At 65.7% G+C, this 14345-nt stretch carries 6 protein-coding genes; 4 read left to right on the top strand and 2 right to left on the bottom strand.

All coding sequences use genetic code 11. From position 1 onward, the window contains the following. Window positions 1-40: 40 nt before the first annotated feature. Window positions 41-2524 carry a PhoX family phosphatase gene (locus CA236_RS08335; protein WP_125945248.1) on the bottom strand — a complete coding sequence of 828 codons (2484 nt, stop codon included), beginning with the start codon at window positions 2522-2524 and terminating at the stop codon, window positions 41-43. Window positions 2525-2926: 402 nt separating this feature from the next. Here CA236_RS08335 and rplJ point away from each other — a divergent pair, with 402 nt between their 5' ends. Next, a complete protein-coding gene (gene rplJ, locus CA236_RS08330) occupies window positions 2927-3442 on the top strand; it encodes a 50S ribosomal protein L10 (protein ID WP_046406553.1) in 516 nt (171 codons plus the stop codon). Window positions 3443-3490: 48 nt separating this feature from the next. Beyond that, a complete protein-coding gene (gene rplL, locus CA236_RS08325; protein WP_046406551.1) occupies window positions 3491-3868 on the top strand; it encodes a 50S ribosomal protein L7/L12 in 378 nt (125 codons plus the stop codon). A 301-nt stretch (window positions 3869-4169) separates the two neighbouring features. Here rplL and CA236_RS08320 read toward each other — a convergent pair whose 3' ends face one another. Continuing rightward, the gene (locus CA236_RS08320; protein ID WP_164518894.1) at window positions 4170-5435 is read right to left on the bottom strand and encodes an LPXTG cell wall anchor domain-containing protein; all 1266 of its coding nucleotides are present in this window, start codon (window positions 5433-5435) and stop codon (window positions 4170-4172) included. A 383-nt stretch (window positions 5436-5818) separates the two neighbouring features. Here CA236_RS08320 and rpoB point away from each other — a divergent pair, with 383 nt between their 5' ends. Continuing rightward, the gene (rpoB, locus tag CA236_RS08315) at window positions 5819-9973 is read left to right on the top strand and encodes a DNA-directed RNA polymerase subunit beta (RefSeq protein WP_125945246.1); all 4155 of its coding nucleotides are present in this window, start codon (window positions 5819-5821) and stop codon (window positions 9971-9973) included. 74 nt (window positions 9974-10047) lie between these two features. Beyond that, entirely contained in the window at window positions 10048-14328 is a 4281-nt protein-coding gene (gene rpoC / locus CA236_RS08310; protein ID WP_046408316.1) for a DNA-directed RNA polymerase subunit beta', read from the top strand. Window positions 14329-14345: the final 17 nt, after the last annotated feature.

Here is a 14345-nt window from a genome sequence, read left to right as displayed (position 1 = left end):
CGTCATCCTCGGCAGCGCGAGGATGACGCCCTCCTGAAGATCAGATCCCGACCAGCCCGCCATCCTCGCGGGTGATCACGATCGTCGCCGAACGCGGGCGGCTGGCGCTGGCCGAAGTGCCACTCTGCGAGGCCGGCCAGTTCGACGTGATATTGTCCGGCCCGCCATTCTCGCCGGGGTGCTGGATGTTGACGAACAGGGCCTTGCCGTCGGGCGTGGAGGTGATGCCGGTGATCTCGCACTCCTTAGGACCGACCAGGAACCGCTTGAGCGTCGCGCCCGGCGCCTTGCCTACCCGCGTCGTCGCCGTGCTGGTGCCCGCCGGCGTCGCATTGTTCACGGTCTTCGTGCCGCCATCACCCACGCGCCCCGGAATGGCGGCGAGCATCTGGTTGTTGGTCACGTCGGTAAAGGCGCCATCGTCGGTCTGCAGCCACATCACCGGGCTTGCCCCCTGACCTGCGACGTTCGACGGCAGGCTGAACCACAGGCCATCAGGCGAAGAGAAGTCGTTGCTGTCGTCCAGCCCCGACAGATTGATATTGTCCTTGTTGAGGTCGCTGCCGGCACCAAAGGCATAGACGTCCCAGGTGAAGGCCGCCGCCTCGGTCGTGTCGCCATTTTCGCGCAGGCGGATGACATGGCCGTTGACGTTCCCCGCACTGTTGTTGCGCCCGTCAGTGCGCGGATCGACATAGGCGCGCGGGTTGGTGGCATCGGTGCGCGCCGGGCTGCGCGAGGAATTGTTGGTGAGCGTGCAATACATCTCGCCGTTCGCCGGGTTCACCGCGGTCCATTCCGGTCGGTCCATCGGTGTCGCGCCCAACAGGTCCGCGGCAAGGCGCGTGTTGATCAGCACGTCTGCCTGATCCGCGAACGGATAGGTCGCATTGCCGCTGGTCAGCGGCCCGCTGCCGAACGTGAGCGGCAGCCACTGCCCGCTGCCGTCGGCGTTGAACTTCGCGACATAGAGCGTGCCGGCGTCGAGATATTTGTCGCCCACCGCGAGGCGATCGGCGGCATTGGCGTCGCTGGCTGCCCAGGGGGTGCTCGACACGAACTTGTAGATATATTCGTTCTGGGCGTCGTCCCCCATGTAGAAGGCCGGCCGTACGCCGGCGACCATCCGGCTCGGCTCCACGCCTTCGTGGTTCATGCGGCCGAGCGCGGTGCGTTTACGCGGCGTGGACTGGGGATTGTACGGGTCGATCTCGACGATCCAGCCATATTGGAATGGCTCGTGGCGGAAATCGGCCGTGCCATCGGCCGCCGCGTCCGCGGTCGCCGTCGCATTCCATTTGCGGAAGATCGTGCTGCTCGCGTCTGCCGGGGTCACCGTCGTCCAACCGTAATTGCCCGCCCGCCCCTCACTGATGCCATAGCGCGCCAGGCTGACATTCTCCTTCGCGCGCCCCGCGCCGCTGCGCACCGCGGCGTCCCCGCGGTCCCGCCGGAAATAGCCGGCCCAATTCTCCTCCGCGGTGGCATAGGTGCCCCACGGCATCATCCCGTTGGCGCAATTGTTGATCGTGCCGCGCCCCTGCGTCCCGTCCTTTGAATAAGCGGTGCGCAGCAGCGGGTTGCCGCGCGCGGGGCCATTGAAGGTCATCGGGGTATTCGGCGTGATGCGGCGGTTCAGCGCCGATGACTGGACATAGCTCCAGGCCGACGCGCCGCGCGTCACCTCGATCACCGACACGCCATGCGCCTCGATCTCCTTGATCGCTTCCGCCTCGGGCCGCACGCCGCCGGTGATCGTCTGCCCCCGCGGGTGAAGATAGCCTTCGGTGATATTCTCGTGATTGAGCACCAGCAGCCCGCGCGTGCTGCCCGCCGCATCGCGCGTCGCGCCTGTCGCAGCGAGCCCGAAGAAGCTCATGCCATCATGATGATCGCCCGCGCGCGCCGCGAAGTTCGTGTCGGTCCCGTCATTGGCATAGGCCGACGTGCTGGCGTTGATCGGGTCGCCCAGCCGGTAGAGCACGGTCACCAGATAACCGGCGGGCACCGTCACCAGATCGTTGCGATTCTTCGCCACCGCGACGAAATCCAGCGTCGCGGGCGTCACCGTGATCGTGGTGTCAGCGGTGGCGCTATCGCCGAGGCCGCTCGTTCCGGTGAAGCGGAACACCAGCGGCGTCGACGCGCTCACGGCCGGAGCGATGAAGGTCACGCTCGCGCTATTGGCGTTGTTCAGCGTGACCTGCGGCCCGCTCACCTGCGTCCAGCGCACCGATTGCGCCGCGCTGCTGGCGGTACCCCGAAGCGTGACCGTCTTGCCCGCGCTCACGCTCGCGGCCTGGCCGGACGAGACCGTGATCGGCTCTACCGTCACCAGATCGCCGTCGTCGTCGCACCCGGCCAGCAGGACACCGCCGAACACGGCCGTGGTCATCGCGGTCAGGCCGCCGCGCAACGTCTGCCGCCGCGAATAGCGTCGCGCGATCAGATCGCTGAGATGCTGGTTGGCGCTGCCGTTCGTGTCGATGTCACCGTCGTCATAGACGAAACGCGATTCGTTCATCTTCTTCCCCCCAGAGGCGTGATCGTTTCCGCACCTCTGCCGGGGATGGATGACGCGGCCGTGGCGTCACGGCGTCCGATCGGTTGCACTTCTGTGGTAGTTTGACGACACTTGACCCGCGCGCGGATTCCGCTAGGGAGCGCGACTTGTCATGGCCCCGGCCGTGACGCCGTCCGAGACAGCGGGTGGGCCCTGGCGCCCTTAATTCCCCGCCGAGACGGGGACAGGATTTTGCCGCAGCGCGCCCGCGTGCTTCGGTTTGCCGCACCGCTTACGGGATCATTCCCGCGCCGTGCGACTGCTTCCCATTCCCCTTCGCTGGACAACCGTATGCGGTATCTGCCGCATGCGGATCGTAACCGGCCGCAGCCTTCGGGACGCGGCCAAAGTGTGGAGAATGGCATGGATCGTGCTGAAAAGGCCCAAGCCGTCGCCGAACTCAAGCAGACCTTCTCCGAGGTCGGCGTGGTGGTCGTCACCCGCAACCTCGGCCTCACCGTCGCCCAGTCGACGCAGCTGAGGACGAAGATGCGCGAGGCCGGTGCCGTCTACAAGGTCTCGAAGAACAAGCTTGCCAAGATCGCGCTCGATGGCACCGACTATGACGGCCTTGGTGAATATTTCACCGGCCCGGTCGGTCTCGCGACCTCGGTCGACCCCGTTGCGGCTGCCAAGGTGGCCGTGGACTTCGCCAAGACGACCGACAAGTTCGAGATCGTCGGCGGCGGCATGGGTGCGACCAAGCTCGACGTGGAGGGCGTGAAGGCGCTCGCTACGATGCCGTCGCTCGACGAGCTCCGGGCGAAGATCGTCGGTCTCATCGTGGCCCCGGCCACCAAGATCGCGACCATCACCCAGGCGCCCGCCGCGCAGATCGCGCGCGTGCTTGCAGCTTACTCGGAAAAGGAAGCCGCCTGATCCTTCAGGCAGCATCGTTTCATCTGAACGTTTCAAAGGAAGTATATCATGGCAGACCTGAACGCGCTGGTTGACCAGCTGTCCGAACTGACCGTCCTCGAGGCGGCTGAGCTCTCGAAGCTCCTCGAAGAGAAGTGGGGCGTCTCGGCCGCAGCAGCGGTTGCAGCAGCTCCGGCAGCTGGTGGCGGCGCAGCTGCTCCGGCCGCTGAAGAGAAGACCGAGTTCGACGTGATCCTCACCGGCGACGGTGGCAAGAAGATCAACGTCATCAAGGAAGTCCGCGCGATCACCGGCCTGGGCCTGACCGAAGCGAAGACCCTCGTTGAGGGCGCGCCGAAGCCGGTCAAGGAAGGCGTGTCGAAGGACGAAGCCGAGAAGATCAAGAAGCAGCTGGAAGAAGCCGGCGCGACCGTCGAGCTCAAGTAAGCAGCGGCGCGGGGCGGGCCTTCTGGTCCGCACCGCGTTCGGCCCTCGGGCCACGATTGCGAGGAAAGGCGGCTTTTCTAAGGGGAGCCGCCTTTTCTTTTGCGTGATGCCCGGAGGCAGAGAGCGAGGCCCGGCGCTGGATCAGCGCACGCGCGTCGGCCTCTTGGGCTCAGGCACCGGCGCGCCCGCTCGTGTGCCAGCCGCCAGCATCTGAACAGAGTGCTTTCCGCAGCCCGTCAGCGGCGCGCGACAATCCCTTGAGCGAGCCTGCCACCTGTCGGCAGCAGCGACGTCGACCGCCTCAGCGGCCAGTGCGCGGGCGTACGCCGATCGTGTCGAACATGCGCGACGGCTGGTCGAGCCAGAACGGCCCCAGCTTCGCCTGCCCGGCACGCTCGATTCCCAATGCGTGCACTGACGTCGTCTGTCCGCCGCTGTGAACGGCGCGGATCGCGACCACCGGCACAAACATCGGCCGATCCCCCGCCTGCAACACGGTGATCGCATCGCGCGGCATCGCGGCGACCGCACGGACGCGTCGTGATTCGCCCGGCATCAGGTCGAACGGCGGCACCGCCGGGCGACCGACCGGCTCGGCGAACATGGCGGCAAGCACCGCATCCTGCCCCGGCTGCGCGCTCGTCAGCCGAATCTCCACCGCCACGCCGCGCGCGGGCACGTCCGACGCGTTGCGCACCGTCACCGTCACATCGGCGGTCGCAGTCACCATGTTCAGCCCCGCACGGCTGACGGTCGGCACGTCGAGATCAAGCCGTGCGGCCGGCGAAGGCGCGACCGGCGCGGCGGGCGCCACGTCATCACGCGCGCGATCAAGGAAGCGCGGCTTGCCCGTGGGCGCAGCAGCAGCGCCGGCGGGCGCGACTGGCCGAACCGGCTCCACCGGCCGGGCGGGCTCCACCGCTGGAGCCGCCCGATCCGCCGGCACCCGATCGCGCACGCGCGCCCTGCGACGCCACAAATAAAGTCCCGCGGCAGCGAGCAACCCAAGGCCGATCGCCACCGGCCAGAACCAGGACGTCGGCTCAGACTCCGCCTCCGGCGCCTCACCATCAACGTCGACTGACTCTTCTGGCGTCGGCTCAACCGTCAGGTCGGGAGCTTCATCTGCCTCGCTGCCCGCAACAGGTGCAGCATCCGCGCCGACCGCGGGCGTTTCAACAAGCGTCGGCTGCTCATCGAGCACCGGCGCCGGCACCGGAGTCGGCGTAGCCAGCGGACTCGGCGCGGCGCGCGGCGACTCGGCGGGTTGCGGCGTGGCCGTCGCCCGCGGCGTCGGGGTGGCGCGCGGCGTCGGCGTCACGGTCGGCGTAGGGCGCGGCGCGGGTGGGCGAATGATCGGCGCCGCAGCGTTGGTCGCCGGCGCCTCGTCGGCCGGCCCGACCGGCGCGCTGGTCGGCGTCGGCGTCGGCTGCGAGGGCGGCAGGCTGAAGTTGCCGAGATCGGGGGTGCTCGGCGGCACGTCCTGCGCCAGCGCCGCACCACCGGCAAACGCAATCCACGCGCCCGCCACCAGCGCCGCGCGCCGCCCCTTCTTCGTCCCTGCCATCGTCATCGCGTTATCGTCTGAACCCTGAACACGGGGCAACGGAATCGCTGCCGCGCCGCCGCCTGTACGGCGGACCGGCCGCACCACCAAACGCCGCGTGGCAGGGTGTGGCAGCCTCTTCAGCATTTACCGCCCGATATCAGGCCTCCGACCCATTGCGGTCCCCAGGTCCGGTTGACGGAGGGCGACCCCTCACCTATATCCGGCCGGCTACCACAGCTTCGGGAAATGACATGGCGTCGCGCACTATGTCGAACGGATTGGAGCAGGTGGGTTCATAAGACGCTGCAAGGCTGCCGTTGGTTCCGGATCCGGAACATGACGCGCGGCCTTTTGGCGTCTTGTCCTGCGCCCGGACGAATTAGACCAAGGCAGACAGCTACATGGCAACCAAGGCGATCGAAGGCGGCACCGCAAAGCGCCGCATCCGCAAGGTTTTCGGCAACATCCACGAAGTGGTGCAGATGCCGAACCTGATCGAGGTGCAGCGCGAAAGCTACGAACAGTTCCTGCGGTCCGACCCGTCGATCGGCTATGTCTCGGGCCTCGAGAAGACGCTGCGCAGCGTCTTCCCGATCCGCGACTTCGCCGGCACCGCGGAACTCGACTTCGTGAACTACGAGCTTGAGCCGCCGAAGTTCGACGTCGAGGAATGCCGCCAGCGCGGCATCACCTATGCCGCGCCGATGCGCGTGACGCTTCGCCTGATCGTGTTCGAGGTGGATCCCGAAACGGAAACCCGCTCGGTGCTCGATATCAAGGAGCAGGACGTCTACATGGGCGACATGCCGCTGATGACGGAGAACGGCACGTTCTTCATCAACGGCACGGAGCGCGTGATCGTCAGCCAGATGCACCGCTCGCCGGGCGTCCTCTTCGATCATGACCGCGGCAAGACCCACGCGTCGGGCAAGTATCTCTTCGCTGCCCGCGTGATCCCGTATCGCGGTTCGTGGCTCGATTTCGAGTTCGACGCCAAGGACATCGTCAACGTCCGTATCGACCGTAAGCGCAAGCTGCCGGTCACGGCGCTGCTCTACGCGCTCGGCCTCAACAGCGAGGAAATCCTCAACCACTTCTACAACCGCGTCACGTATGTGCGCGGCGAGGGTGGCTGGCGCATTCCGTTCGCGGCCGAGAACTGGCGCGGCGTGAAGCCGACGTTCGACCTGGTCGACGCGAATTCGGGCGAAGTGGTGTTCCCGATGGGCACCAAGGTCACCCCGCGCGCCGCCAACAAGGCGGCGAAGGACGGCCTCACCGACCTCCTCATCCCGACCGAGGAAATCTACGGCCGTTATTCGGCCTATGACCTCATCAACGAGGGCACGGGCGAAATCTACGTCGAGGCGGGTGACGAAATCGGCCCCGACAATCTGGAGAAGCTGGACCGTGCGGGCATCGACCGTATCGAGCTGCTCGACATCGACCATGTCACGACCGGTCCGTGGATCCGCAACACGCTGAAGGCCGACAAGGCCGAAGAGCGCGAGCAGGCGCTGTCGGACATCTATCGCGTGATGCGCCCTGGCGAGCCGCCGACGCTGGAAACGGCAGAGGCGCTGTTCGCCGGCCTGTTCTTCGATCCGGACCGCTACGACCTGTCGGCCGTGGGCCGCGTGAAGCTGAACATGCGCCTTGACCTCGATGCCGAGGACACGGTGACGACGCTGCGCACAGAAGACATTCTGGCGGTCGTGAAGACCCTGGTCGATCTGAAGGACGGCAAGGGCGAGATCGACGACATCGACAACCTCGGCAACCGCCGCGTGCGTTCGGTGGGCGAGCTGCTCGAGAACCAGTATCGCGTCGGCCTGCTGCGCATGGAGCGCGCGGTGAAGGAGCGCATGAGCTCGGTCGACGTGTCGACCGTCATGCCGAACGACCTCATCAACGCGAAGCCGGCGGTCGCCGCGGTGCGTGAATTCTTCGGCTCGTCGCAGCTGTCGCAGTTCATGGACCAGACCAACCCGCTGTCCGAAGTGACGCACAAGCGCCGTGTCTCGGCGCTCGGGCCGGGCGGTCTGACGCGTGAGCGCGCGGGCTTCGAGGTTCGCGACGTTCACCCGACGCACTATGGCCGTATCTGCCCGATCGAGACGCCGGAAGGCCCGAACATCGGTCTGATCAACTCGCTGTCGACCTTCGCACGCGTCAACAAATACGGCTTCATCGAGACGCCGTACCGCCGCGTGGTGGACGGCAAGGTGACCGGCGAGGTCGTGTACCTCTCCGCCATGGAAGAGCAGAAGCACACCGTTGCGCAGGCGAACGCCGAGCTCGACGCCGAAGGCCGCTTCACCGAGGAACTGATCTCCGCCCGTCAGGCCGGCGAATTCCTCATGGCGCTGCCCGAGACGATCACGCTGATGGACGTGTCGCCCAAGCAGCTCGTGTCGGTCGCCGCCTCGCTCATTCCGTTCCTGGAAAACGACGACGCCAACCGCGCGCTCATGGGTTCGAACATGCAGCGTCAGGCCGTGCCGCTGGTGAAGGCGGAAGCGCCCTTCGTCGGCACCGGCATGGAAGAGACCGTTGCGCGCGATTCGGGCGCTGCGATCTCGGCCCGTCGCGCCGGCATCGTCGACCAGGTCGACGCCAGCCGTATCGTGATCCGCGCCACGGGTGAGGTCGATGCCGGCAAGTCGGGCGTCGACATCTACTCGCTGATGAAGTTCCAGCGTTCCAACCAGTCGACCTGCATCAACCAGCGTCCGCTGGTGAAGGTGGGCGACGTGGTCAACGCGGGCGACATCCTCGCCGACGGTCCGTCGACCGAGTTCGGTGAGCTCGCCCTCGGCCGCAACGCGCTCGTCGCGTTCATGCCGTGGAACGGCTACAACTACGAGGACTCGATCCTCATCTCCGAGCGGATCGTGAAGGACGACGTGTTCACGTCGATCCACATCGACGAGTTCGAGGTGATGGCCCGCGACACGAAGCTCGGGCCCGAGGACATCACGCGCGACATCCCGAATGTCGGCGAGGAAGCCCTGCGCAACCTCGACGAGGCGGGCATCGTGTACGTCGGTGCCGAGGTCGAGCCGGGCGACATCCTCGTCGGCAAGATCACGCCGAAGGGCGAAAGCCCGATGACGCCGGAAGAGAAGCTCCTCCGCGCCATCTTCGGTGAAAAGGCCAGCGACGTGCGCGACACCTCGCTTCGTCTGCCGCCGGGCGTTGCCGGTACGATTGTCGACGTTCGCGTCTTCAACCGTCACGGCATCGACAAGGACGAGCGCGCGATGGCGATCGAGCGCGAGGAGATCGAGCGCCTGAAGAAGGACTCGGACGACGAGCGCACGATTCTCAACCGCGCCACCTGGTCGCGCCTGCGCGAGATGCTGATCGGCCAGACCGCGACCGCGGTGCCGAAGGGCGGCCCCAAGAAGGGTGCCGTGATCGATCAGGACACGCTCGACAGCGTCGACCGCCACGAATGGTGGAAGTTCGCGGTCGCCGACGACAAGGTCCAGTCGGATCTCGAGGCGGTGAAGGCGCAATATGACGAGGCCGCCAAGCTGATCCGGGAGAAGTTCGAGGATCGGCGCGAGAAGCTGGAGCGTGGCGACGAGCTGCCGCCGGGCGTGCTGAAGATGGTCAAGGTGTTCGTTGCGGTGAAGCGCAAGCTGCAGCCGGGCGACAAGATGGCCGGCCGTCACGGCAACAAGGGTGTCATCAGCCGCATCCTGCCGGTGGAGGACATGCCGTTCCTCGCCGACGGGACGCCGGTCGATCTCGTGCTGAACCCGCTGGGCGTGCCGTCGCGCATGAACGTCGGTCAGATCTTCGAGACGCACCTTGGCTGGGCCGCCCGCGGCCTGGGCCAGCAGATCGCGCAGCAGCTGGAGGAATGGCGTGAGGCCAATCCGGATGCCACCCCGGGCGCCATGCCCGAGGCGGTGAAGGACCGGCTGAAGACGATCTACGGCGACCATTATGTCGACGAGATCGAGGCACGTGACGCGCAGGGCATCATCGAGCTGGCGACCAACCTGAAGCCGGGCGTTCCGATGGGCACTCCGGTGTTCGACGGTGCGGTGGAGCAGGACGTCGCCAACATGCTCGAGCTGGCGGGTCTCGATCCGTCGGGTCAGTCGGATCTGTTCGACGGGCGCACCGGCGATCAGTTCGACCGCAAGGTGACGGTGGGCATCATCTACATGCTCAAGCTCCACCACCTCGTCGACGACAAGATCCACGCACGTTCGATCGGGCCGTACAGCCTCGTCACCCAGCAGCCGCTGGGCGGTAAGGCCCAGTTCGGTGGCCAGCGCTTCGGCGAAATGGAGGTGTGGGCGCTGCAGGCTTATGGCGCGGCGTACACGCTCCAGGAGATGCTGACGGTGAAGTCCGACGACGTGGTCGGCCGCACCAAGGTCTATGAGGCGATCGTCAAGGGCGACGACACGTTCGAGGCCGGCATTCCGGAGAGCTTCAACGTGCTCGTCAAGGAAATGCGTTCGCTGGGCCTCAACGTCGAGCTGAAGAGCATGGAAGACGCGGACGACGGCGATCTGGCCGAGGCGGCTGAGTAACAGCACCGCTCCGACGATCGACCATCCCTCCCCTAGCCCCTCCCGCCCGCGCGGGAGGGGGAAGAGGTAGAAAAATGAACGAACTTACCAATTTCGCGAACCCGGTCGCCAAGCCGGAGACCTTCGACCAGATCCAGATCGGCATTGCGTCCCCGGACCGCATCCGCTCCTGGTCGTTCGGCGAGATCAAGAAGCCCGAGACGATCAACTATCGCACGTTCAAGCCCGAGCGTGACGGCCTGTTCTGCGCGCGCATCTTCGGTCCGATCAAGGACTACGAATGCCTGTGCGGCAAGTACAAGCGCATGAAGTACAAGGGCATCGTCTGCGAGAAGTGCGGCGTCGAGGTCACCGTCTCGAAGGTTCGCCGCGAGCGCATGGGCCATATCGAGCTCGCCGCCCCAGTCGCGCACATCTGGTTCCTGAAGTCGCTGCCGTCGCGCATCGGCCTGCTGCTCGACATGCAGCTGAAGCAGCTCGAGCGCGTGCTGTACTTCGAAGCCTATATCGTCATCGAGCCGGGCCTCACCCCGCTCGAAAAGTATCAGCTCCTCACCGAGGATGAGCTGCTCGAGGCGCAGGACGAATATGGCGAGGACGCCTTCTCTGCCGGCATCGGCGCAGAGGCCGTGCGCATCATGCTCGAGAGCCTGGATCTCGAAGGCGAGAAGACCGCGCTGCTCGAAGAGCTGGCGACGACCAAGTCGGAGCTGAAGCCCAAGAAGATCATCAAGCGGCTGAAGGTCGTCGAGAGCTTCCTGGAATCGGGCAACCGTCCGGAGTGGATGATCCTCGAGGTCGTGCCGGTCATCCCGCCCGAACTGCGCCCGCTGGTGCCGCTCGATGGTGGCCGCTTCGCGACGTCGGATCTCAACGATCTGTATCGCCGCGTGATCAACCGTAACAACCGTCTGAAGCGGCTGATGGAGCTGCGTGCGCCGGACATCATCGTTCGCAACGAAAAGCGCATGCTGCAGGAAGCGGTCGACGCGCTGTTCGACAACGGCCGCCGCGGCCGCACGATCACGGGCGCCAACAAGCGTCCGCTGAAGTCGCTGTCCGACATGCTCAAGGGCAAGCAGGGCCGCTTCCGTCAGAACCTGCTCGGCAAGCGCGTCGACTATTCGGGCCGTTCGGTCATCGTGACCGGTCCGGAGCTCAAGCTGCACCAGTGCGGCCTGCCGAAGAAGATGGCGCTCGAGCTGTTCAAGCCGTTCATCTACGCACGTCTCGACGCCAAGGGTCTGTCGATGACCCTGAAGCAGGCGAAGAAGTGGGTCGAGAAGGAGCGCAAGGAAGTCTGGGACATCCTAGACGAGGTGATCCGCGAGCACCCGGTTCTGCTGAACCGCGCGCCGACGCTTCACCGCCTCGGCATTCAGGCGTTCGAGCCCGTGCTGATCGAGGGCAAGGCGATCCAGCTTCACCCGCTGGTCTGCTCGGCCTTCAACGCCGACTTCGACGGTGACCAGATGGCCGTCCACGTCCCGCTGAGCCTTGAGGCGCAGCTGGAAGCGCGCGTCCTGATGATGTCGACCAACAACATCCTCTCGCCCGCAAACGGCAAGCCGATCATCGTGCCGTCGCAGGACATGGTGCTCGGTCTCTACTATCTCTCGATGGAGAAGCAGAACGAGCCGGGCGAAGGCATGCTGCTGGCCGACATGGAGGAAGTGCACCAGGCGTTGTTCAACGGCGCGGTGACGCTGCACACCAAGATCGTCAGCCGCGTTCCGCAGACCGACGAGGACGGCAACCAGTACCTCAAGCGCTACGAGACCACGCCGGGCCGTATGCTGCTCGGCGAGTGCCTGCCGAAGAGCCACAAGGTACCGTTCGAAACCGTCAACCGCCTGCTGACCAAGAAGGACGTCACCGACGTCATCGACGAAGTGTATCGTCACACCGGCCAGAAGGAGACGGTGCTGTTCGCCGACGCCATCATGGCACTCGGCTTCCGCCACGCCTTCCGCGCCGGCATCTCGTTCGGCAAGGACGACATGATCATCGCGCCGGACAAGACCAAGCTGGTCGACGAGACGCGTGAGCAGGTGAAGGACTTCGAGCAGCAGTATCAGGACGGCCTGATCACGCAGCAGGAGAAGTACAACAAGGTGATCGACGCCTGGAGCCGTTGCGGTGACCAGGTGGCGAACTCGATGATGAACGAGATCAAGGCCGTTCGCATCGACGAGGAGACCGGCCGTGAGAAGCCGATCAACTCGATCTACATGATGGCGCACTCCGGTGCGCGTGGTTCGCAGGCGCAGATCAAGCAGCTCGCGGGCATGCGCGGCCTGATGGCCAAGCCGTCGGGCGAGATCATCGAAACGCCGATCATCTCGAACTTCAAGGAGGGCCTGACCGTCCTTGAATACTTCAACTCCACCCACGGCGCCCGTAAGGGCCTCGCGGATACGGCGTTGAAGACGGCGAACTCGGGCTACCTCACCCGCCGTCTCGTCGACGTGTCGCAGGATTGCGTCATCGTCGAGGACGATTGCGGCACCGAGCGCGCGCTTGAGATGAAGGCGATCGTTCAGGGCGGCTCGGTCATCGCGTCGCTCGGCGAGCGTATCCTTGGTCGTACGACCGCGGAGGACATCGTCGAGGCGAAGACCGGCGAGGTCGTGATCCCGATCGGCACCCTGCTCGACGAGCCGATGGTGGCGAAGATCGAGGCGACCGGTGTGCAGGCCGTCAAGATCCGCTCGCCGCTGGTCTGCGAAAGCAAGATCGGCGTCTGCGGCAAGTGCTACGGGCGTGATCTCGCCCGCGGTACGCCGGTGAACATCGGCGAGGCCGTCGGCGTCATCGCGGCACAGTCGATCGGTGAGCCGGGCACGCAGCTGACGATGCGTACCTTCCACATCGGCGGCGCGGCGCAGCTCAACGAGCAGTCGAACCTCGAGGCGCCGGTCGACGGCACGATCGAGTATCGCGACCTGCGCATCATCGTCGACCAGCGTGGTCGCCGCGTGGTGCTCAGCCGCTCGGGTGAAGTCGCGATCGTCGACATGGATGGCCGCGAGCTGGCGGTGCACAAGATCCCGTACGGCGCGAATGTGCTGTGCGACGATGGGCACATCATCAGCGCCGGCGATCGCATCGCGGAATGGGATCCGTTCACCATGCCGGTGATCACGGAAACCGGCGGCACGGTGAAGTATCAGGACCTCATCGAGGGCAAGACGCTGACCGAGCAGGTCGACGAGGCAACGGGCATCGCCCAGCGCGTCGTGATCGAATATCGTGCAGCTGGCCGTTCGAAGGAGGATCTGCGTCCGCGCATCACCCTGCTCGACGAAGGCTCGGGTGAATCCGCCCGCTACATGCTGGCGCCGGGTGCGGTGCTGTCGGTCGACGACAACTCGGTCGTCTATGCCGGCGACGTGGTTGCCCGTGTCGCTCGCGAGTCCGCCAAGACCCGCGATATCACCGGCGGTCTGCCGCGCGTTGCCGAGCTGTTCGAAGCGCGCAAGCCGAAGGAAAATGCGATCATCGCGAAGGTCTCGGGCCGCGTGGTGTTCGGCAAGGACTATAAGGCGAAGCGCAAGATCGGCATCCAGCCCGAGGACGGCGGCGAGGTGGTGGAATACCTCATCCCGAAGTCGAAGGTGATCGACGTTCAGGAAGGCGACTACGTCAAGCGTGGCGACAACCTGATCGGCGGCAGCCCGGATCCGCATGATATTCTCGAGGTGCTCGGCATCGAGCCGCTCGCGGAATATCTCGTGTCGGAAATCCAGGAAGTCTATCGACTGCAGGGCGTGAAGATCAACGACAAGCACATCGAGACGATCGTTCGTCAGATGCTGCAGAAGGTCGAGATCACCGAAGCCGGCGACACCACCCTGCTCCCTGGCGAGCAGGTGGACCGTGCGGAGATGGACGAGGTCAACGCGAAGCTCGGCAAGAACGAGGCACCGGCCCAGGGCAAGCCCATCCTCCTCGGCATCACCAAGGCGTCGCTGCAGACCCGGTCGTTCATCTCGGCCGCGTCGTTCCAGGAGACCACCCGCGTCCTCACCGAGGCGGCGGTCCAGGGCAAGCAGGACACGCTGATGGGCCTGAAGGAAAACGTCATCGTCGGCCGGCTCATCCCGGCAGGCACTGGCGCGGGCATGAACCGCCTGCGCGTGGCGGCTTCCTCGCGCGACGCCGCGCTTCGCGCCCAGCAGAAGAAGCTGGCCGATGCGATGATCGTCGCGCCGTCCAGCGCGGAAGAACTGCGTGCGGCCGAAAACGCCCGCAGCCCGCGTGAGGACGTCGGCACCGGTGACGATCCGCTCGCCACCGTCGTCCCCTCGGGCGACGGCAGCGACGAGGCTGCCGGCGAGTATCTGAACGACTGATCGTTCGGGTCAGCCTG

Origin of the sequence: Sphingomonas sp. ABOLG, assembly GCF_003950435.1 — a bacterium.
In the GTDB taxonomy this organism is placed as follows: domain Bacteria; phylum Pseudomonadota; class Alphaproteobacteria; order Sphingomonadales; family Sphingomonadaceae; genus Sphingomonas; species Sphingomonas panaciterrae.
The sequence above is the reverse complement of the archived record's forward strand: the minus strand, read 5'-3'. Positions and strand labels throughout refer to the sequence as shown.